Source organism: Parafrigoribacterium mesophilum, from assembly GCF_039652555.1.
GTDB lineage: Bacteria > Actinomycetota > Actinomycetes > Actinomycetales > Microbacteriaceae > Parafrigoribacterium > Parafrigoribacterium mesophilum.
The window spans coordinates 1,811,734-1,831,605 of record NZ_JBDJAF010000001.1; the positions used below are offsets into that span (position 1 = coordinate 1,811,734).

General features: G+C 66.5%; 18 protein-coding genes and 1 pseudogene. 14 read left to right on the forward strand and 5 right to left on the reverse strand.

The genetic code is table 11. From position 1 onward, the window contains the following. Window positions 1-46 precede the first annotated feature (46 nt). Together murJ and ABFX56_RS08680 are read right to left on the reverse strand one after the other, a co-directional pair. Window positions 47-1,708, reverse strand: coding sequence for a murein biosynthesis integral membrane protein MurJ (gene murJ / locus ABFX56_RS08675; RefSeq protein ID WP_346232849.1), 1,662 nt, complete (start codon window positions 1,706-1,708; stop codon window positions 47-49). Then, window positions 1,701-3,803: a DUF6049 family protein gene (locus ABFX56_RS08680; protein ID WP_346232850.1), complete on the reverse strand. Its 2,103-nt coding sequence runs from the start codon at window positions 3,801-3,803 to the stop codon at window positions 1,701-1,703. Before ABFX56_RS08680 ends, murJ begins: the two co-directional genes overlap by 8 nt. Window positions 3,804-3,942: 139 nt before the next feature. On the opposite strand from ABFX56_RS08680, the gene ABFX56_RS08685 reads away from it, so the two are divergent. Next, window positions 3,943-5,373, forward strand: a complete 1,431-nt coding sequence (locus ABFX56_RS08685) for a CCA tRNA nucleotidyltransferase (RefSeq protein WP_346232851.1) — start codon at window positions 3,943-3,945, stop codon at window positions 5,371-5,373. Window positions 5,374-5,443: 70 nt separating this feature from the next. On the opposite strand, the gene ABFX56_RS08690 is transcribed toward ABFX56_RS08685, so the two are convergent. Further along, window positions 5,444-6,517, reverse strand: a complete 1,074-nt coding sequence (locus ABFX56_RS08690) for an inositol-3-phosphate synthase (protein WP_346232852.1) — start codon at window positions 6,515-6,517, stop codon at window positions 5,444-5,446. Window positions 6,518-6,663: 146 nt separating this feature from the next. Between ABFX56_RS08690 and rpsF the strand changes: the two are divergent. The 7 genes and pseudogenes from rpsF to ABFX56_RS08725 form a co-directional block, all read left to right on the forward strand. Further along, window positions 6,664-7,011, forward strand: a pseudogene (gene rpsF / locus ABFX56_RS08695) (30S ribosomal protein S6); the annotation flags it as partial. Window positions 7,012-7,143: 132 nt separating this feature from the next. Continuing rightward, window positions 7,144-7,641: a single-stranded DNA-binding protein gene (locus ABFX56_RS08700; protein ID WP_346232853.1), complete on the forward strand. Its 498-nt coding sequence runs from the start codon at window positions 7,144-7,146 to the stop codon at window positions 7,639-7,641. Window positions 7,642-7,700: 59 nt separating this feature from the next. Beyond that, window positions 7,701-7,964, forward strand: a complete 264-nt coding sequence (gene rpsR, locus ABFX56_RS08705) for a 30S ribosomal protein S18 (protein ID WP_346232854.1) — start codon at window positions 7,701-7,703, stop codon at window positions 7,962-7,964. 12 nt (window positions 7,965-7,976) lie between these two features. After that, window positions 7,977-8,429, forward strand: a complete 453-nt coding sequence (gene rplI / locus ABFX56_RS08710) for a 50S ribosomal protein L9 (RefSeq protein WP_346232855.1) — start codon at window positions 7,977-7,979, stop codon at window positions 8,427-8,429. A gap of 509 nt (window positions 8,430-8,938) precedes the next feature. Further along, window positions 8,939-10,312 carry a replicative DNA helicase gene (dnaB, locus tag ABFX56_RS08715; protein ID WP_346232856.1) on the forward strand — a complete coding sequence of 458 codons (1,374 nt, stop codon included), beginning with the start codon at window positions 8,939-8,941 and terminating at the stop codon, window positions 10,310-10,312. A gap of 133 nt (window positions 10,313-10,445) precedes the next feature. Beyond that, the gene (locus ABFX56_RS08720; protein ID WP_346232857.1) at window positions 10,446-11,171 is read left to right on the forward strand and encodes a hypothetical protein; all 726 of its coding nucleotides are present in this window, start codon (window positions 10,446-10,448) and stop codon (window positions 11,169-11,171) included. Between the two features lie 2 nt (window positions 11,172-11,173). Beyond that, window positions 11,174-11,416, forward strand: coding sequence for a hypothetical protein (locus ABFX56_RS08725; RefSeq protein ID WP_346232858.1), 243 nt, complete (start codon window positions 11,174-11,176; stop codon window positions 11,414-11,416). Window positions 11,417-11,424: 8 nt separating this feature from the next. Here ABFX56_RS08725 and purB read toward each other — a convergent pair whose 3' ends face one another. Beyond that, window positions 11,425-12,810, reverse strand: coding sequence for an adenylosuccinate lyase (purB, locus tag ABFX56_RS08730; RefSeq protein WP_346232859.1), 1,386 nt, complete (start codon window positions 12,808-12,810; stop codon window positions 11,425-11,427). Window positions 12,811-13,007: 197 nt separating this feature from the next. On the opposite strand from purB, the gene ABFX56_RS08735 reads away from it, so the two are divergent. Both ABFX56_RS08735 and ABFX56_RS08740 read left to right on the forward strand, forming a co-directional pair. Beyond that, window positions 13,008-13,295: a hypothetical protein gene (locus ABFX56_RS08735; RefSeq protein ID WP_346232860.1), complete on the forward strand. Its 288-nt coding sequence runs from the start codon at window positions 13,008-13,010 to the stop codon at window positions 13,293-13,295. A gap of 1 nt (window position 13,296) precedes the next feature. Beyond that, window positions 13,297-14,712 carry a hypothetical protein gene (locus ABFX56_RS08740; RefSeq protein ID WP_346232861.1) on the forward strand — a complete coding sequence of 472 codons (1,416 nt, stop codon included), beginning with the start codon at window positions 13,297-13,299 and terminating at the stop codon, window positions 14,710-14,712. A gap of 19 nt (window positions 14,713-14,731) precedes the next feature. On the opposite strand, the gene ABFX56_RS08745 is transcribed toward ABFX56_RS08740, so the two are convergent. Next, on the reverse strand, window positions 14,732-15,127 hold the full coding sequence (locus ABFX56_RS08745) for a phage holin family protein (protein ID WP_346232862.1): 396 nt from the start codon (window positions 15,125-15,127) through the stop codon (window positions 14,732-14,734). Between the two features lie 66 nt (window positions 15,128-15,193). On the opposite strand from ABFX56_RS08745, the gene ABFX56_RS08750 reads away from it, so the two are divergent. The 4 genes from ABFX56_RS08750 to ABFX56_RS08765 all read left to right on the forward strand — a co-directional run bounded on the left by ABFX56_RS08750 (window position 15,194) and on the right by ABFX56_RS08765 (window position 19,854). Then, on the forward strand, window positions 15,194-16,297 hold the full coding sequence (locus tag ABFX56_RS08750; protein WP_346232863.1) for a histidinol-phosphate transaminase: 1,104 nt from the start codon (window positions 15,194-15,196) through the stop codon (window positions 16,295-16,297). 93 nt (window positions 16,298-16,390) lie between these two features. After that, window positions 16,391-17,545, forward strand: coding sequence for a thiamine pyrophosphate-dependent dehydrogenase E1 component subunit alpha (locus tag ABFX56_RS08755; RefSeq protein ID WP_346233179.1), 1,155 nt, complete (start codon window positions 16,391-16,393; stop codon window positions 17,543-17,545). Continuing rightward, window positions 17,542-18,525, forward strand: a complete 984-nt coding sequence (locus ABFX56_RS08760; RefSeq protein ID WP_346232864.1) for an alpha-ketoacid dehydrogenase subunit beta — start codon at window positions 17,542-17,544, stop codon at window positions 18,523-18,525. Before ABFX56_RS08755 ends, ABFX56_RS08760 begins: the two co-directional genes overlap by 4 nt. Before the next feature lie 9 nt (window positions 18,526-18,534). Then, window positions 18,535-19,854, forward strand: a complete 1,320-nt coding sequence (locus ABFX56_RS08765) for a dihydrolipoamide acetyltransferase family protein (RefSeq protein ID WP_346232865.1) — start codon at window positions 18,535-18,537, stop codon at window positions 19,852-19,854. Window positions 19,855-19,872 lie beyond the last annotated feature (18 nt).

Genomic DNA, 19,872 nt, shown 5'->3' on the forward strand with positions numbered 1-19,872 from the left:
GAGGCTCTCCTTCTCATTGCCCGGTACAACTCATAATATTGGCGATCTATTCCGTGTTACCTGGGCGGAACCTGGCAGCGATCATGCCGGCCACGGACGTCAACTCGGGGTTCCGGACGAGCAGCAGCAATCCGGCATACACCGCCGCCATGACGGCGCCGATCAGCGCGATAGAGGCGAGAGCTTGCAATCGCCCCGAAAGCACGAAACCGTCCGGCGAAATCCCGCCGAGCATGACCAGCACACCGATACCGGCCCCGCCGGAGATCAAGGCGAGCCCGAAGTACTGCAGATGGCGTTTGAGCACGAGCGCGCCGTCCATTCCCCCGAGCCGCCGGCGAACCAGGACGATGGCGATCACGGCCTGGACGGTGCCGGACAATGCCGTCACCAGCGCGAGGCCGACACCGATCCACTGCGCAGGAAGAGCCGCGCACGCCACGGCACCCGCGATATAGACCACCGAATAGGCACACTGCATGAAAAACGTGGTGCGGGTGTCGTCCAGGGCGTAAAACACGCGTTGGATGACGAACAGCGCGCTGTAGAGCACCAACCCGGGCAGGTAAGCCAGGATGACATTGCCGGTGGCGAGCACGTTGCCGTATTTGTCCTCGAAGAACCGCGCGAACGGGTAGGCGACTACGGCCAGAGCAACCATGGAGAAGACAATCAGCAGACCGATGCCGCGCAACGATGATGAGAGGTCCGCCCGCACGGCGACGAGGTCACCGCGCGCCGCATGGCCGCTCATCCGAGTGAAGTAGGCGGTGGCGATCGAGACCGCCACCACCGAGTGCGGCAGCATGAACACGAGCCAGGATGCGCCCAGGGTGGCCACCGAGGCTCCCTGCGCCGATCCGAGAGTGGCGACCCTGGTGGAGACCAGCGCACCGAGCTGCATGACGAGGATCATCCCGAAGAGCCATCCGGCGGCTCGACCGGCGGCGCCCAGTCCCACACCCCGCCAGCGGAACTCGGGTCGGTAGCGCAGTCCGGCACGCCGCCAGAACAGGAACAGAACGAGTGCCTGCGCGGCGATGCCCAGGGTCGCGGTCCCCGCGAGCAGGAGTATCCGGTCGAGGCCCCACCCTTGTGCGGAACTGTTCGATTCGGCGCCGCCGAACAGCATCATGAAGATGACCAGTCCGGCGATGGACACGACGTTGTTGAGCACTGGCGCCCAGGTGAACGGCCCGAACATATTCCGCGCGTTCAATACCTCACTGAGCAGGCTGTACAGCGCGTAGAAGAAGATCTGCGGCAGACACCAGTACGCGAAGGTGATGGCCAGGCTCATGGCGGCCGGGCTGAAGCCCTTCCCTCCGGAGGCCGATTGCTGCACATAGAGGGCGACGAGCCCGGGCGCGGCCAGAGTCGCCGCGATCGTGACGACGAGGAAAATTACGACGCCGAGCGTGATGATGCGGTTGATGAACCGCTGCCCACCGTCCTCGTTCAGGCTGGCCCGCACGATCTGCGGCACGAGCACGGCGCTGAGTACGCCGCCGGCGACGAGGGCGTAAATGTTGTTCGGCAGCTGGTTGGCCGCGCCGAAGGCATCCGCGCTGGCACTGGAGAGTTGCCCGATCGCGGCCGCGAGCACCACCACCCGAACGAAGCCCAGGATGCGCGAAACGATCGTTCCCGAGGCGAGCAGCGCGCTTGCTCGGCCCAGCCCCGAGGAGGTCTCGGCAGCGCTACTCATGAAGCTCCACGGCCTCCACCGACGCCGCCACCGGCTCGCGTCGTGCGCGACGCCGCTTGGCGATGTTGCGCCAGATGCCGAAGCCGAAGACGGCCACCAAGAGTCCGGCGATGATGCCGGTGGCGAGTTTCTCCCAGTCCGCCTGCACGTTGACCTGGACCAGGGTCGGGAGGGAGACCTGAACGCCGGTGGCGCTGGCCAGTGACACACCGAGCGACACCTCGCCGTTCGCGACCGATTGCACCGGGATGTACGCCCGCGACTGTGAGTTGGCCTCGATCGTCAGCGGCACGTTGTTCTTCATCACGTTGAGGATGGCGCGCTGCGGACGGACGCTGACATACACGGTCACGGGATGATCCAGCGCGTTGCTCACCGTAATCGGGAGATTGCCGTTCTCGGCCACGAGGTTGATCGGGCTGCCTTCGGCGATGGAGATGGATGTCGTGATCCCCTGGCTGTCCGTGAGGAACTTCGCGGCCCCGTTTTGCCATGCCCCCAGGGCCGAATCCCAATTGTGCGACAGCACGGCCAGGAGTGCCAGGCGGCGCGGGCCGGTGACGAGGGTGGGATCGGTGAGCACCGAGGAGAATTGGCTGACGGCGCCCTCGGAATCCAGCATCGCCTTGACCAGACCCAGTCGCTTCGCCTCTTCGGGCTTCGGCACCAACGAGGTACCCGGCCCCGCCGTAGCCAAGGCGCGAGACAAAGTGGTCGGCGGGGCCCAGGGGAGGCCTTGCAGCGCGGTCATGGTCTGCGCGAGCCGGAAGGTGGTCGAGGGCACGTCGCGACCCAAGGTGACGAGCACCGTACCTGGCGCATCCGTCGGGTCGGCTCCGGCCAGCGCAACCATGGACGAAAACTCACAGATGGCGTCCCGCCAGGACAGGTCGTCCGCGGCGGCCACCGCCTCACGCAACAGCACGGACAATGCGCTCGTCGCCACGGCCACCGGGTGGCCGCCGACACTGGCCATCACCGGTGGGATCGGACTGGATTTGGGTACTACAACGTTGTCGGAGGAGAGGATGGCGGTGGTCAGTCCGGCTTCGGCGAACTTGTCCAAATTCTTGTCGGCAACGGTGTTGTCGCCCGGCCAGGCGATCGCCGGGATGGTGTAGTCCCAGTCCAGCAATTGGTCCGAGGTCGGGAGCGTGGGTACCGGAGTGGCTGACGGGCTCGGACTGGACGTCGCTGACGCGCTAGGTTGCGGGCTGCCGGTCGGTGCGGGCGCGAACCGGTTCGGGTCGATCGGGAAGGAGATCGGATCCAGCGGCGGGATGCCACCGGCCTGCGCGAGAGCGGCGATATCCGAGTCGGCGTAACTGAGTTCAAAGGTTTCGTTGGGTACGGTTCTCAGCCGCTCGAGCCAGGCAGTCGCTGACGGCGGCGCTTCCGTGCCCAGAAGGCGGATCGACGCGATGATTCTCGGGTCGATGCCGATCGCGACCTGGCTGCCTGCCAGCCCGGAAAGCTGCCGGTCCAGCACGCCGCCCGGCGCGGTGTATGCGGCCAATTGCGCGCTGTCGAGAAGGCCGACGGCTTCAGCAGGCACGGTGATCGGCATCACGACGGCCACCGCTGTCGCGGGCACGTCGGCGGGATGCCAGACGATGCTGGTGCGGGCCTGGGAGGCATCCATTCCCTCGGCGGTCACCGTCACCGCGACGGCGTGCACTCCCCAGGGCAGCCCGTCCAGGCTGAGCGTGGCCGCGGGCACGATCAGCGAGTCTGTTCTGGTCTCCCCGCGCAGCAGGTCGGGAAGCGGTTGCTGTAGCAGCACGGTGTCGGCGACGCGGTGTTCGTCGGCGGCCGGATGCATCCAAGACGACAATGCGGAGACGGACGGGATGGCGGCGCGCTGCAGAGACACCGTGATGGTGGCGCCCGATACCGCCGCCGGAGTCGAATTCGTCACTCTGCTGGCAATAATCAGGTCTTCGCCGGGACCCAGGGCACCGGACTGCAGCGGCGCGGCGGTGACGGTGAGCATGGAGGGCACTACCGGAACGTCAACCGCCGGCAGCGCGGCAGCAGGGAGCCCAAGACCGAAGGCGGCCATCGCCAATGCAAGAAGCGGGGGAAGCAGCCTCACGGGCATGGACCGACCAGGAGAATTCGCTCGGTCAGCATGCATCAGATTCTAGGGCGTGGTCGCTGGGATACGGCTGGCGGCACCCCGGAACGCACTGCGCCGGCGGAGCAGCTCATGGTGCTCGATAGTCTGGGACACTATGGAAAATGTCGCTTCGGCCATCGCGCGCCTGGACCAACTCGCGGCATCCGAACACATCGCACGACTCGCGGATGCCTTTGCCAGCGCCGGCCACGAACTCGCTTTGGTCGGCGGTTCGGTGCGGGACGCGTTCCTGGGCGCCCGGCTGCACGACCTGGACTTCACGACCACGGCGGTGCCCGACGAGATCCTTGCCATCATCGCCCCGATCGCCGATACGCACTGGGACATTGGGCGGGCGTTCGGCACCATCGGCGCGCGGTTGGGTGAGCACACCGTTGAGATCACCACCTACCGCGCCGACGTGTACGACGGAGAAACGCGCAAACCGGTCGTCGAGTTCGGCAGCACCCTGGAAGGCGACCTCGTTCGGCGCGACTTCACCGTCAACGCGCTCGCGCTGCGCCTGCCGCAGCGAGTGCTGGTCGACCCGTCCGGGGGAGTGGACGATCTGCTGGCCGGCCGGCTGACCACGCCGGGTTCGCCGGAAACCTCCTTCGGCGACGACCCGCTCCGGATGCTGCGCGCCGCACGGTTCGCGTCGCAGCTGGGCTTCGTTGTCGACGACGCCACGCGGCAGGCGATGGTGGACCTTGCCGACAAACTGGACATCGTGTCGGCCGAGCGCATCAGCGACGAACTGAGCAAACTGCTGTGCACCCCGGCGCCGCGTGCCGGACTCGAACTGCTGGTCGACACCGGGCTCGCCGCCCGGGTGCTGCCCGAGCTGCCAGCGCTGCGGCTGCAGATCGACGAGCACCATCACCACAAGGATGTCTACGAGCACAGCCTAATCGTGCTGGACCAGGCGATCCAGCTGGAGCGCGAGCGCCACCCCGACTCGGCGCCGGACCTCACCCTGCGGCTGGCGGCACTGTTGCACGACATCGGCAAACCGGCCACGAAGCGACTTGAATCGGGCGGCGTGGTGACGTTCCACCACCACGACGTGGTCGGGGCGAAGCTGGCGGCGAAACGGTTGCGGGCATTGCGTTACGACAAGCAGACGATTGCCGAGGTGTCCCGGCTCATCGAATTGCACCTGCGATTCTTCGGATACACCGAGGGCGCCTGGACCGACGCCGCCGTCCGGCGTTACGTGCGAGACGCCGGCCCGCTGCTGGAACGGTTGCACATCCTCACCCGAGCGGATGTGACGACCCGGAACGTGCGCAAAGCGGACCGGCTGTCGTTCGCGTACGACGACCTGGAGGCCCGCGTCGCGGCGCTCGCCGAGGCGGAGGGGATCGCGGCGGTGCGGCCCGACCTGGACGGGGAGGCGATCATGGCGATCCTCGGGCTGAAGCCGGGACGCGACGTAGGGGAGGCCTACCGCTTCCTGCTCGAGATGCGCCTGGACGAGGGCCCGCTCGGCACCGATGAGGCAACGAAGCGGCTCAAGGCGTGGTGGGCAGGCCGCCAGCATTAGTTCCCGTTCCGGCTATCTGTGCCCGCCCGGCCGGGAACAGATAGCCGGAACGGGAACAGTTGCGGTGGGCTCAGCGCGCGGTGTCGCGGATGAACTGTTCGAGCAGCTCCCGGGCCACCGGATCCGGGTACTGCTTCGCCGGCGACTTCATGAAATACGCGGACGCCGCCTCCAGTGGCCCGCCGATCCCGGCATCCAGTGCGATCTTCGCGGCACGGATGGCATCGATCACGACCCCGGCGGAGTTCGGCGAGTCCCACACCTCCAGCTTGTACTCCAGCGAGGTCGGGGAGCCGCCGAAGCCGTGGCCTTCCAGGCGCACGAAGGCGAGCTTGCGGTCGTCGAGCCACGGGATGTGATCGCTCGGCCCGATGTAGACGTTGTGCGGGTCGAGTTCCACGTCGATGTTGCTGGTGACCGCCTGGGTCTTGGAGATTTTCTTGGACTCCAAGCGCTTGCGCTCCAGCATGTTCTTGAAGTCCATGTTGCCGCCGACGTTGAGCTGGTAGGTGCGGTCAAGCACGATTCCGCGTGACTCGAACAGGCGGGCGAGCACCCGGTGAGTGATCGTGGCGCCGAGTTGACTCTTGATGTCGTCGCCGACGATCGGGATGCCCGCCGCGACGAACTTCGCCGCCCACTGCGGGTCGCTCGCGATGAACACCGGCTGGGCGTTGACGAGCGCGACACCGGCATCCAGCGCGGCCTGCGCGTAGTGCTTCGCCGCCTGGTTCGACCCGACCGGCACGTAGCAGACGAGCACATCGGCCCCGGAGTCCCGCAACACCTGCGCGGTGTCGACAACCGGGGCATCCGACTCGGTGATGGTCGCCCGGTAGTACTCGCCGAGACCATCGAGAGTCGGGCCGCGCTGCACCGTGACGCCGGTGGCGGCTACCTCCGCGAACTTCAGCGTGTTGTTCTCGCTGGCCCAGATCGCGTCGGCCAGATCCGTGCCTACCTTGAGCGAGTCGACGTCGAACGCCGCCACGAACTCAAGGTCACCGACGGTGTACTGGCCGAAGCGGGCGTGCATGAGTCCTGGGATGGGCTCGTCCGGATCGGCGTCCTTGTAGAAAGTGACTCCCTGCACGAGTGAATTGGCACAGTTTCCGACACCGGCGATGGCAACCCGAAGGCTCATGGACTACAGCTCCTTGATAGATGTGGTGTTCTCTGACTACACTTGGCAGGTTGCGCCCCATCGAAATCGACGAGGCGCGACTTATGCCACAACCCTCCTGTCACAGAACGTCTGTGACCGTTAAGTCCGAAGGAGGTGGGTTAGTCATGCATCAGTACGAACTAATGGTGATCCTCGATCCAGAGATCGATGAGCGCACCGTTGCTCCCAGCCTAGACAAGTTCCTCGGCGTAATCCGCAAGGATGGCGGAACCGTCGACAAGGTCGATATCTGGGGCCGTCGTCGCCTCGCCTACGAGATCAACAAGAAGACCGAAGGCATTTACGCCGTTGTCAGCTTGACCTCAACCGGGGAAGCCACCAAGGAACTCGACCGTCAGTTGAAACTGTCCGAGGCCGTCATGCGCACCAAGGTGTTGCGCGCCGAGGAGGCCATCGCCCAGGTCGCAGAAGCCGCGAAGCTCTCGGCAGAGAAGGCGGCCCGCAAAGCCGCTGCCCCCAAGGCGCCGGCCGCTGCCGCGAGCGATGCGAAGTCGCCGGCGGCGAAGGTCGCTGCCAGCAGCGCGCCGTCACCGGCCACCCCGAAGCCGGCGGCCGCGAAGCAGCCGCAAGCCGCGGAGTAACTCATGGCCGGCGAAACGATCATCACCGTCGTGGGCAACCTCACCAGTGATCCCGAATTGCGCTACACGCAGAACGGGCTGGCGGTCGCCAACTTCACCATCGCATCCACGCCCCGCACCTTCGACAAGGCCAGCAACGACTGGAAGGACGGCGACGCGTTGTTCCTTCGGGCCAGCGTCTGGCGCGATTTCGCCGAGCATGTCGCCGGCTCCCTTACCAAGGGTTCTCGCGTCGTCGCGACCGGGCGGCTTCGTCAGCGTTCGTACGAGACGAAGGAAGGCGAGAAGCGCACCAGCATCGAGCTCGAGATCGACGACATCGGTCCGAGCCTGAGGTACGCCACCGCCCAAGTCACGCGCACGTCGTCTTCGCGCGATTCAGGATCCCGCGGCCAAGTGGCCGAAGAACCCTGGGCCGCCTCGGCTCCGGCCGCATCGACGGGGCAGTCCGGCGACGTGTGGAACACGCCGGGTAGCTACAACGACGAAACGCCGTTCTAACCCGCGTCCCAGACGCGAACCATTAGTTTTTTCGACACGAGAAGAAAGACAGAACAACTATGGCTGGAAAGTCAAGCGGCGACCGCCGCAAGCCCCTGAGAGGCGCGAAGGGCGGCAAGAACGCCGCTCCCGCGAAGGCGATCAGGGTCGGCGTCATCGACTACAAGGATGTCGCAACCCTGCGCAAATTCATCTCGGAGCGGGGCAAGATCCGTGCCCGCCGAATCACCGGAGTCTCCGTTCAGGAACAGCGGCTCATCGCCTGTGCGGTCAAGAACGCACGCGAGATGGCCTTGCTGCCCTACGCCGGCTCAGGCCGCTAGGAGGAGGAACACATGTCTAAATTGATTCTCACGCACGAGGTCACCGGCCTCGGCGCTCCAGGCGACATCATCGACGTCAAGAACGGCTATGCCCGTAATTACCTGATCCCCTCGGGTGTTGCCGTGGCGTGGACTCGCGGAGGCGAAAAGCAGATCGACTCCATCAAGGCGGCACGCGCCGCCCGCGAGCACGCGACGCTGGAAGAGGCGCTCGACCTCAAGGCGCGCCTGCAGGCAGCCACTGTCACGATCACCGTCAAGGCTGGTGCCGGCGGCCGCCTGTTCGGTTCGGTCAAGACGTCGGACATCGCCGAGGCGGCTGCGGCCGCGGGCCTGACCGGCCTTGACAAGCGCAAGATCGAGATTCCCACACCGATCAAGGCGACGGGACGACACGAGGCCACGATCAGCCTGCGCGATGACATCGTGGCGACCATCAGCATCCAGGTGGTTGCGGCGAAGTAGCAACTGGTTTCACGTCAGGTAGCGGCGGGAGCACTCCCGCCGCTACCTCACGTTAACGGTGTTGTCCACCCCAGATCAACATTTCGGACCAACCCTCAACCCGCACTGTAAACATGTTTTTGCACACAGTGTGAAAGAACTGAAAGCCCTGGTCAGTGGACGTATTTCCCAAGAAATTACATCACTGTCCACAGGAGTTTCCACAGCTTGTTCACACAACTTCCCGGCGTTTCTCCCCGACTGTCCACAGACCGTTCCACAGGGTGACTTGTACACGGTCCCTGTTGCTTCCTAGGGTGAAGCTGCTCTCCCAGAAATTGCCGGTCTCGTGTTTGAGATTCACCGATGTCGGTGGTCGCCACTACAACGAAGACCATGGCATGGATCTGTGGCGTTCCCATTTCTGCAGCTGACTCCTGCGCTGTGGTTGGTCAAGAAGCCATTGCGCATCACAGCGCGGTGGTGAGCCGAAGAGCAGTGGTGGGTCGAAGAATGAAGGGTGGCTGGGGATGTCGATAGCGCATCTGGGGCTGGCGTCGCCAAGCCCCTCGAGCGAGTACCGACAGGCCGACCGCACACCACCGCACGACCTGCTGGCGGAACAAAGCGCGATCGGCGGCATGCTGCTGAGCAAGGATGCCGTCGCCGACGTGGTGGAGAGCGTCAGAGGCGTTGACTTCTACATCCCCAAGCATGAAATCATCTTTGACGCGATCCTCACGCTGTACTCTCACGGCGAGCCGACCGACGTCATCGCCGTCACCGACGAACTGACCAAGAGCGGCGAGATCTCCCGGGCGGGCGGCGCCGAATACCTGCACACGCTCACCGGCCTGGTGCCCACCGCCGCCAACGCCGGCTTCTACGCCGGCATTGTCGCCGAAAAAGCCGTGCTACGCCGCTTGGTCGAGGCCGGCACGCGCATCGTGCAGATGGGCTACGCCAGCGAGGGCGAAGTCGTCGATCTGGTCAACAACGCGCAGGCCGAGATCTACGGTGTCACCGGCGGGGTGGATGCCGAGGACTTCGTTCCGCTGACCACGGCGGTGACGACGGCCATCGACGAGATCGAAGCGGCCAAGGGCCGCGACGGCATGATGACCGGAGTTCCCACCGGCTTCGCCGAACTCGACGAACTGACCAACGGGCTGCACCCTGGGCAGCTGATCATCGTCGCCGCCCGCCCTGCGCTGGGCAAGTCGACGCTGGCACTGGACTTCGCCAGGGCGGCGTCGATCAAGAACGACCTGCCCTCGATCATCTTTTCCCTGGAGATGGGCCGCAGCGAGATCGCCATGCGACTACTGTCCGCCGAATCGGCGGTGCCGCTGCAGAACATGCGCAAGGGCACAGTGGATACCCGCGACTGGACCACGATCGCGTCCACCCGCGGCCGGATCAACGATGCGCCGCTCTACATCGACGACAGCCCCAACATGACCCTGGTCGAGATCCGAGCGAAGTGTCGCAGACTGAAGCAAAAGGTCGGCCTCAAGATGGTCATCATCGACTATCTGCAGCTCATGACTTCCGGCAAGCGGGTCGAGTCCCGCCAGCAGGAAGTCAGTGAGTTCTCCCGGGCACTGAAGCTGCTCGCCAAGGAGCTCCAGGTGCCGGTGATCGCTCTGTCGCAATTGAACCGAGGACCCGAGCAGCGCCAGGACAAGATGCCGGCGCTGTCCGACCTTCGTGAATCAGGATCCCTCGAGCAGGACGCCGACGTCGTCATCCTGCTGCACCGCGAGGGTGCGTATGAGAAAGACAACCCGCGCGCGGGGGAAGCAGACTTCATCATCGCCAAGCACCGCAACGGGCCGACCCGTACCATCACCGTCGCGTTCCAGGGGCACTTCTCGCGGTTCCAGGACATGGCGACCATCTAGCCACCCGAGGGATGCGGTTTCGGACCAGTGTGGCCACCGCGGCGGGCGGTATCGTCCCAAAAGCTATCGCTCGCCGCCGGTTTTCTGACACGTAAACTTGGTGCGGAGATAAATCGTGTCGGGAAGAGGATTCGTGTCCGCTGACAGGGACAACGCAGCGCCGGGCCATGCCGTCCCAGGCCCCGACGCGCCTGAAAGCGCCGCGCCTGAAAGCGCCGCGCCTGAAAACGATGCACCTGAAAACGCCTCGCTTGAGAACGACGCGACTCGAAACGCACCGGACGGCGCCGCCACCGCGCCGCGTCGCTCCTACTGGCCGGTGCCGCTGGCCAGGGCCGTGCCCGCGGGCATCCTGGGGCTGTACATCACCTTCTCCGCCGACCATTCCGCCCAGCTCGGCCTCATTCTGTTCGGTGCCTTCGCGCTGGTCTCCGGGGCGATCATGCTCCTACTGCGAGATCGATTCGCCGACCGGGTCGTGCGGGTCAATGTCATCGTCCAAGGGGTGCTGGCGGCGCTTCTGGGGGCGATGGCGCTCCTTTTCAACGGTGGCGGGCTGGGCCTTCTCTTGCTGCTGCTCCCGGCGTTCATGGCGATCACCGGATTCCTTGAGCTGTACAGTGGCCTGCGCGCTCGCCGGCACCCCGGGGTGTCACGGGACTGGCTGACTGTGGGTGCCTTCACCGCTGTGGCCGCCCTGGTGTTCCTGCTGATCCCGCAGGACTCCGTGCTGGCCATCGGTCTTCTGGGCGCCTACGGCATCCTGTTGTGCGTGTACCTGATCATCGGCGCGCTCTCGCTCAAGTGGGGCACCCAGAACGTGCGCGGGGCAGCTGCGCCCGCGGAGAGGACGAACTGATCATGGTAGTTCCCACCATGCGAGACCGGATGCGTCCGGCCGAGCTGCTCGGACTGTCGGCGGTGTTCGGCGCCTTCGCCGGCCTGGTCGTGCTGATGACGACTCGGGACATCATCCTTGCGCTGATCTTCTTCGGCGTCGCGTTCATCCTCTCGGTCGTCATCATCGCGATGCTCGTGCTGGCGATGAAACCCAATCCGGGTGAAAAGATCGAACTGGCCGAACAGGACGACAAGCCCAACTGACGTGCCAGCTACCGTGCCGCGTACTCCACGAGGTCGCTGGCCAGGCCGACGTAACCGGCGGGGGTGAGCGCCAGCAGCCGGTCCTTCGCCTCGGCGCCGATGTCGAGACCGGAGACGAACGCCGCCAACTCCTGCCGGCCGATGTGCTTGCCGCGGGTCAATTCCTTGAGCATGGCGTACGGGTCGGAGATCGACGAGCGGCCGGCCGCCACCTCCGCCCGGATCACGGTCTGGATCGCCTCGCCGAGCACTTCCCAGTTCGCGTCCAGGTCGGCGGCCAGCTTCGGCAGGTTCACCGCGAGCTCCGGAAGACCGCGCAGGATGTTGTCCATCGCCAGCAGCGAATGGCCGAAGCCCACTCCGACGTTGCGCTGAGTGGTGGAATCGGTGAGGTCGCGCTGCAATCGCGAGGTGACCAGGGTCTGCGCGAGCAACTCCAGGATCGCCGACGACAATTCGAGGTTGGCTTCCGCGTTCTCGAACCGGATCGGGTTGATCTTGTGCGGCATGGTCGACGAACCGGTGCTCCCGGCCGGCGGGATCTGAGTGAAATAGCCCATCGAAATGTACGTCCACACGTCGGTGCACAGATTGTGCAGCACCCGGTTGACGTGGCTCACCTTGCTGTACAGCTCGGCTTGCCAGTCGTGCGGCTCGATCTGGGTGGTGAGCGGATTCCACATCAGCCCCAGTGAGGACACGAACTCCTGTGAGATGGTGGCCCAGTCCTGGGCCGGATCGGCGGCCATCTGCGCCGCGAAGGTGCCGGTCGCCCCGCTGAACTTACCCCAGTAATCGGTCGACTCGACCTGCGCGGCGAGACGGCGCAGTCGAGCGACAAAGACCGCGAATTCCTTCCCCACCGTCGTAGGGGTCGCCGGCTGCCCGTGCGTGTGCGCCAGCATCGCGGTGGCCCGGTGGCTGACGGCACGCTCGTGCAGCGCGTCGATCACCCGGTGCAGCTTGGGCAGCCAGACCTCCCGCACCGCTGCACCGATGGTGAGCGCGTAGGCGAGGTTGTTGATGTCCTCACTCGTGCAGCCGAAGTGGGTGAGTTCGCTGATCCGGTCAAGATCCAGGTCCGCCAGCTTGGCGCGGACGAAATACTCCACCGCTTTGACGTCGTGCCGGGTTGTCGCCTCCAGCTTTGCCAACTGCGCGATGTCATCCTGGCCGAAGTGCGAGACCAGGCCGCGCAGCGCCCGCACCTTCGCATCGGGCAGTGGGCTGGATCCGAAGAGGGAGTGGTTGGTCAGGTACAGCAGCCACTCCACCTCGACGTGCACCCGCGCCCGGTTCAACGCCGCTTCCGACAATTGCTCGCTCAGGCCGGACACCGCAGTGCGATAGCGGCCGTCCAGGGGACTCAGCGGCTGTTCTGGCAAGGCAGTCATGTCGGGGCTCATCGCACCATTGTCCCGCAGTTGGGCGGCATCCGACGGTCACCGCGGCGCGGGCAGCGGATGGCATCCACTCCTCTCCCACACCGTGGCCGCCGCCACCGGCTTCGCACAGCGCGGCCCACCGCTGCAGCTGCCGGGCAGACCCGTGCGGCACACTTTTCCAGACCGAGGCAGACGGGAGGAGGGACATGGAACCGGTGGGCATCTCCGGCGCGGCGGTGAGCGCCCGGGAGTCGCTGCGCATCGCGCTGGAACGGCAGGAAGAGTCGCTGGCAGCGCTCGCACGTCACTTCGAGCAGACCCTCGCCACCTCGTCGCCGCCCAGGCTGCACGACCAGTGGAACGGCGTAGCCGAGCGGTTCTACGCCGAGGCGGCTGAGCGGCTGCGTCGTGACCTGGAGCTGGTGGCCGAGCATCTGCAGAGCGCGCTGGCCGACACGCGCCGGGCCCGCAATACCCTGGCGCAGGGCGGGTGAGATGTCGGACGATCTGGCGATCGGCGGGCCGGGAGCGGTCTCCGTGGTCACCACGAAGCTCAAGGCGGCCGCCCGGCGCCTTGACAGCTTGAGCGGCGACGTCGGTGCGATCCGCCGGCAACTGATCGTGATTGACCGCACGGTCACCGCCTCCGCGCTGCGGAGCGTGGATGCTCCGCTCAGCGCCATCGCGGCGGAGCGAGCGATCGACGCCGCCGATGCCGGCCTCATCCGGTGCGCTGGCGCCAGTGCCCGGTTGGCCCGGTCGCTGGATCAGGCGGCCGACCGGTACGCGTTCGCCGAAACCTTCGCCGCCCGGGCCGCGCAGTGCCTGGCCGCCCTGTTCGGCTACGACCTCGGCTTTTTCCTTCCCCTGCTCGCGCTGATGGCGCTGCCCGCCGCAAGCGCAGTCGGCAGCGCTCTGGCTCTCAAGCTGGCCACGATGTCGGAGGCGCAGCGGCGGGCCGTTGTCAGCGGGCTGACCCACTGGGCGGCCTCGCACAAGGCGCTACTCAGCGACCCTCAGGTCGTCGAGCTGGTGCGCTTGACCGCCATGAGCGCCGATGACGTCGGCGCGGGAGCACTGCATGTGCCGTTCGGGCTGTCGCACCTGCTCGGCGACGAGGGACTGGGCATCCTCGGCCTGGACACCTCCGCGGCGACCGTGGCTGGACTCGCCGCACCGTTCGGGGCGCTGCGCGAGACCCCGGTCACCGTGCGGCGGGTGGGCACAGTGCGCGGCGGCACCGTCGCCACCAACGTCGAGGAGCGGGCCGGTCGCATCCCCACCCACGGTTCGCAGGTGCGCATCGACCGGATCAGCGCACCCGGCCAGGCCGACCGCTTCGAGGTCTACCTAGCCGGAACCTCGGATTTCTCGCTCACCCCCGGCACCCAGGCCTGGGATATGACCAGCAACATCAGCGCGGTCGCCGGAACTGGAGCCGGCTCGTACCGCGCGGCGCAGCAGGCCATGGCGCTCGCCGGGATCACCCCGGCCTCCACCGTGGTCTTCACCGGCTACTCGCAGGGCGGGCTGGTCGCCGCCCGGCTCGCGGCCTCAGGCGAATACCGCACCGCCGGCCTCATCACCCTCGGCGGACCCGTGGGGCAGATCCCCGTGCCGGGCGCCGTGCCCTACGTGGCCCTGGAACACCGTGAGGACCTCGTGCCGGCCACCGGCGGCACGTTCACGTCGTCGCAACCGGTGCTCGTGCGTCGGTCGCTGTTCGACGGACAGCCGCCGGTGTCACCGCTGGTGTTCCCGGCACACGAGTTGAGTCGCTACCGGGAGACCGCCCACCTGGTGGATGCCTCGGACGACCCGCGTCTCACCGCCGCGCTGCGCTCGATCAACGGGCCAAGCCGCACGGGCGCCACGGTGACCTCGATGTTCTACCTGGCCAGCCGTGAGTGAGGTCGTAGCGGCGAGATTTCTAGCGCCGGCCCACGATCGGACGCACCAGGATGCCGATCAGCCAGCTGAGGAAGCCCAGGACGATGGCCCCCAGCACGCCCCACCAGAAGTTCTCGACGTGCAGTCCGAAGCCCAGCGCATCCGAGATCAGGCTGACGAGCATCAGCAGCAGCCCGTTGACGACCAGCGCAATCAGACCCAACGTGAGGATGTACACCGGGAACGCCACGATGCGGACGAAGTCGCCGATGACACCGTTGACGATGCCGAAGATCAGCGCCACCAGCAGATAGGTGAGCACGACGGCCAGGGTGTCGCCGGGGGCAAACGGCGTCACCATGACGCCGGCCACGATGAGCGTGGTGAGCCAGAGGGCGATCGCGTTGATGACCAGACGCACCAGGAATCTCTTCATTCCCCAACTATGCCCGTGTGTCACCGAGCCGTGCAACGCGAGGACCGCGGTGAATAGACTCGAACGATGAGCACTAAAGACTCGCCGCGCGTCCGATTCCGTCCCGAGATCCTCGCCGTGCAGCCCTACCGCCAAGGCAAGACGGCACCGGCCGACGCCTTCAAACTCTCCTCCAACGAGAACCCGTTCGAGCCGATCCCCGCCGTGATCGAGGCCGTCGCCACCGCCTCGGTCAATCGCTACCCGGATGCCTCGGCACACGAGCTCAGCCAGCGGCTCGCCGAACGCGCCGGTGTACCGATCCAGTCGGTGCACGTGGGTTCCGGTTCGGTCGCGCTCCTGGCCCAGTTCATCTCCGCCGCCGCCGGACCCGGGGATGAGGTCGTCTACTCGTGGCGGTCCTTCGAGGCCTACCCCGGCCTGGTGACCGTGTCCGGCGCCACCAGCGTGATGGTGCCGAACCTGCCCGACGGCCGGCACGACCTACCCGCCATGGCGGCAGCGATCACCGACCGCACCCGCGTGGTCATCGTGTGCTCGCCCAACAATCCCACCTCCACCATCGTCACGGTGGAAGAATTTGCCGACTTCATTGCCGCCGTGCCGCCCACGGTGCTCGTGCTGCTTGACGAGGCCTACGCCGAATTCGTCACCGATCCGGCGGCCGTGAACGGACTCACCCTGCTCGGGCGGTACCCGAACCTCGTCGTGCTGCGCACCTTCTCGAAGGCCTACGGGCTCGCGGGGCTGCGCGTCGGCTATGCGCTCGGGGACAGCTTTCTGCTGGATGTCGCCCGGGCGGCCGCGATCCCGCTGTCGGTCACCGAGCCGGCGCAGCGCGCCGCCATCGCCGCCCTCGACCACGAGCCGGAACTGCTGGAGCGCGTCGCGGCGATCTGCGCACAGCGCGACGAGGTGTGGCGCTCGCTGGAAGCCCAGGGGTGGCGCATCCCGAAACCTCAGGGCAACTTCGTCTGGTTGGCCACAGGGGAAGCTACCGCCGAGGCCGCCGAAACGTTGCTGCGTCACGGGATCGTGGGGCGCGCGCTGGGCGCTGACGGCATCCGTGTCTCCATCGGCGAGAGAGAATCTGTGGAAAAACTCCTCAGTGGTGCGGCCGAGGTTGTGAAGAACCTCACAAGGATGCCCGCCGTCACGGCGATAGATTAGTGAATTGACGCGAATCGGCGTCGCGTGGGCACGCTGGGGCCGGCGTAGCAAACGACCTGACACCCCGAGGTGACCGTGGCAGAATCCGAGACGATGGTGCAGTTGCTGTCCCCGGAAGGCGTACTGTGCACGAACGGCTCGGCGGCAGAGTACCTGCCGTACATCGATGCGCTGAGCGATGACGCGCTTCGCACGTTCTACCGCGACATGGTGGTCACCCGCCGATTCGATGTGGAGGCCGCGAACCTGCAGCGGCAGGGCCAGCTCGGGCTGTGGGTGCCGAGCATGGGCCAGGAAGCCGCGCAGATCGGTTCGGCGCACGCCGCCCGCAGCCAGGACCACCTGTTCCCGGCGTACCGGGAGCACGCCGTCGGCATGGTGCGCGGCGTCGACGTGCTCGGAATCATCAAACTGCTGCGCGGCACCACCCACGGCGGCTGGGATCCGTCCGCCACCGGGAATTTCCACCTCTACACCCTCGTCGTCGGCTCGCAGTCGCTGCACGCCACCGGATACGCCATGGGCGTCGTCTTCGATGAGCACACCGCGACCGGGAATCCCGACGTCGACGAAGCGGTCATGGTCTACTTCGGCGACGGCGCCACCTCGCAGGGCGACGTCAGCGAGGCGTTCGTGTTCGCCGCGAGCTTCCAGACGCCGCAGGTGTTCTTTCTGCAGAACAACCAGTGGGCCATCTCGGTGCCGGTGAGTGTGCAGTCGCGCACCCCGCTATACCTGAGGTCGTGCGGCTTCGGCGTGCCCGGGGTGCAAATCGACGGTAACGATGTGCTCGCGAGCTACGCGGTCACCGCGAAGAACCTGGATGCCGCTCGCTCCGGAGGCGGCCCCCGCATGATCGAGGCGCTCACCTACCGGATCGGCGCGCACACCTCCTCCGATGATCCGACCAAGTACCGGGAGGACAGTCAGCTGCAGTACTGGCTGGCCCGCGATCCGATTGCCCGCTACGAGACGTGGCTGCGCTCCCGCGGGGAAGGTGATCGGTTCTTCTCCGACGTGCGCACCGAGGCGGAGGACTTCGCCGCCGACATCCGCCGCCGCACACTGGAGTTGCCGTCGCCGGAGCGCGACACGATCTTCGACTTCGTCTATTCCGAGCCGCATCCGGTGATTGACGAGCAGAAACACTGGCTGGCCGAGTATGAGGCGAGCTTCACTTCGACGGGGCTCAGTACGAGCACTTCGGCGGGGCTCGGTACAGGCCCGGCGGCAGGCGGTGCCGCGTGAGCGAATTGGCTGAACTGCCGCTGGCGAAGGCGCTGAACGCCGGGCTGCGCAAGGCGCTGGAGGATGATCCCAAGGTGCTGCTCATGGGCGAGGACATCGGCCCGCTCGGCGGAGTGTTCCGGGTCACCGAGGGGCTGCAGCAGCAGTTCGGCTCGCGGCGGGTCATCGACACGCCCCTGGCGGAGGCTGGAATCGTCGGCACCGCGATCGGTCTGGCGATGCGCGGGTTCCGGCCGGTGTGCGAGATCCAGTTCGATGGATTCATCTTCCCCGGCTTCGACCAGATCACCACTCAGTTGGCCAAGATGACCAACCGGCACGAGGGCCGGGTCAGCATGCCCGTCGTGATCCGGGTGCCCTACGGCGGCCACATCGGCGCGGTCGAGCACCACCAGGAAAGCCCCGAGGCGTACTTCGCACACACTCCGGGACTGCGCCTGGTCAGCCCCAGCACCCCGAACGACGCCTATTGGATGATCCAGGAGGCGATCGCCAGTCAGGATCCGGTGCTGTTCTTCGAGCCCAAGAGCCGCTACTGGCACAAGGGCCCGGTCGATTACAGCGCCGCCGCGCTGCCGCTGCACGCCAGCACCGTGGTACGCCGCGGTACCGACGTCACGCTGGTCGGCCACGGCGCCATGGTGAGCGTGTTGCTGCAGGCGGCGGAACTCGCCGCCGCGGAGGGCACGAGCGCCGAGGTGCTCGACCTGCGCTCACTGTCGCCGGTGGATTACGCACCAATTTTCACCTCGGTGCGCAAAACCGGTCGAATCGTCATCGCCTCCGAAGCGCCCGGATTCGTCAGCATCCCGTCCGAGATTGCTGCTACCGTCGCCGAGAAGGCGTTCTACTCGCTGCAAGCGCCGGTATTGCGCGTGTCGGCCTTCGACACGCCGTTCCCGCCGTCCAAGCTGGAGGACGTATACCTCCCGGACGTCGACCGCGTGCTCGAGGCCGTCGACCGGGTGCTGGCTTACTAAGGATCGCTCATGACCACTGCAGAGTTCGCGCTACCGGATGCCGGGGAAGGCCTCACCGAGGCCGAAATCGTGTCCTGGCGGGTCGCCGTGGGGGAGAGCGTCGACGTCAACCAGGTGCTCGTCGAGATCGAGACCGCGAAGTCGCTGGTCGAGCTGCCGTCACCGTTCGCCGGAGTGGTCACCGCCATCCTGGTCCCCGAGGGGCAGACGGTGGCTGTGGGCACCCCGATCATCGCCGTGGAGACCGCGGGACCGGTTGCTGGCGCGGTCGATGGCGTCGTGGATCCGGCCGAGAAGGCGCCGGAGGGTGACGCCGTCGCGGACACTGCGGGCAGCATTTCCTCCGAGACCGACGACACCACCCCCGAGGGATCCGGCGCGGTGCTGGTCGGCTACGGCAGCCGAGGTCCGGCCCGGTCCAGACGCAGGACCCGCACGACACCGGTGCCCGAACGGGTCATCGCCGGGTCCGCGGTGCTGGCGAAACCGCCGGTGCGCAAGCTGGCCAAGGACCTCGATGTCGATCTGGCCGCTGTCACCCCCACAGGTCCGGTTGGCGAAGTCACCCGCGACGACGTGATGCGCCAGGCCTCGCAGGTCAGCGTGTTCCGTAACCTGCAGACGCCGGACTGGTCCAACGAGCGCGAGGAGCGCATCCCGGTCAAGGGCGTGCGCAAGGCGATCGCCTCTGCCATGGTCTCCAGCGCCTTCAGCGCACCGCACGTGAGTTTGTTCGTCGATGTGGATGCCACGCGCACGATGGAGTTCGTGGCGCGGCTCAAGGCATCCGCGGACTTCGCCGGCATCAAGGTGTCGCCGCTGCTCATCATGGCCAAGGCGATGATCTGGGCGGTGCGCCGCAATCCCACGGTCAATGCCCAGTGGACGGACCGCGAAATCATCGTCAAGCACTACGTGAACCTGGGCATCGCCGCAGCGACCCCGCGCGGACTCATCGTGCCCAACGTCAAGGAAGCCCACAGCCTCTCGCTCGTGGATCTCGCCTCTGCCCTGGAGCAGTTGACCATCACCGCGCGCGAGGGCAAGACCTCCCCGGCCGACACCGCGGGCGGCACCATCACCATCACGAACATCGGCGTGTTCGGCATGGACACCGGCACGCCGATCCTCAATCCCGGCGAGGTGGGCATCGTCGCGCTCGGCACGATCAAGAAGAAGCCGTGGGTGGTCGACGGCGAGGTGCGGCCGCGGTTCGTCACCACGCTCGGCGCGAGCTTCGATCACCGGGTGGTCGACGGCGATGTCGCCAGCCGTTTCCTTGCGGATGTAGCGAGCATTATCGAGGAACCGGCGCTGCTGCTCGACTGACACCTCGCCCTGCGCAGC

Bases quoted from the DNA above. Each gene is read 5' to 3' on its own strand.
- ABFX56_RS08740 (WP_346232861.1), top strand. From the start codon at position 13,297: ATGTCGGACGATCTGGCGATCGGCGGGCCGGGAGCGGTCTCCGTGGTC.
- rpsR (WP_346232854.1), top strand. From the start codon at position 7,701: ATGGCTGGAAAGTCAAGCGGCGACCGCCGCAAGCCCCTGAGAGGCGCG.
- ABFX56_RS08685 (WP_346232851.1), top strand. From the start codon at position 3,943: ATGGAAAATGTCGCTTCGGCCATCGCGCGCCTGGACCAACTCGCGGCA.
- rplI (WP_346232855.1), top strand. From the start codon at position 7,977: ATGTCTAAATTGATTCTCACGCACGAGGTCACCGGCCTCGGCGCTCCA.
- murJ (WP_346232849.1), bottom strand. From the start codon at position 1,708: ATGAGTAGCGCTGCCGAGACCTCCTCGGGGCTGGGCCGAGCAAGCGCG.
- ABFX56_RS08745 (WP_346232862.1), bottom strand. From the start codon at position 15,127: ATGAAGAGATTCCTGGTGCGTCTGGTCATCAACGCGATCGCCCTCTGG.
- ABFX56_RS08755 (WP_346233179.1), top strand. From the start codon at position 16,391: ATGGTGCAGTTGCTGTCCCCGGAAGGCGTACTGTGCACGAACGGCTCG.
- ABFX56_RS08750 (WP_346232863.1), top strand. From the start codon at position 15,194: ATGAGCACTAAAGACTCGCCGCGCGTCCGATTCCGTCCCGAGATCCTC.
- ABFX56_RS08735 (WP_346232860.1), top strand. From the start codon at position 13,008: ATGGAACCGGTGGGCATCTCCGGCGCGGCGGTGAGCGCCCGGGAGTCG.
- purB (WP_346232859.1), bottom strand. From the start codon at position 12,810: ATGACTGCCTTGCCAGAACAGCCGCTGAGTCCCCTGGACGGCCGCTAT.
- ABFX56_RS08725 (WP_346232858.1), top strand. From the start codon at position 11,174: ATGGTAGTTCCCACCATGCGAGACCGGATGCGTCCGGCCGAGCTGCTC.
- dnaB (WP_346232856.1), top strand. From the start codon at position 8,939: ATGTCGATAGCGCATCTGGGGCTGGCGTCGCCAAGCCCCTCGAGCGAG.
- ABFX56_RS08700 (WP_346232853.1), top strand. From the start codon at position 7,144: ATGGCCGGCGAAACGATCATCACCGTCGTGGGCAACCTCACCAGTGAT.
- ABFX56_RS08690 (WP_346232852.1), bottom strand. From the start codon at position 6,517: ATGAGCCTTCGGGTTGCCATCGCCGGTGTCGGAAACTGTGCCAATTCA.
- ABFX56_RS08765 (WP_346232865.1), top strand. From the start codon at position 18,535: ATGACCACTGCAGAGTTCGCGCTACCGGATGCCGGGGAAGGCCTCACC.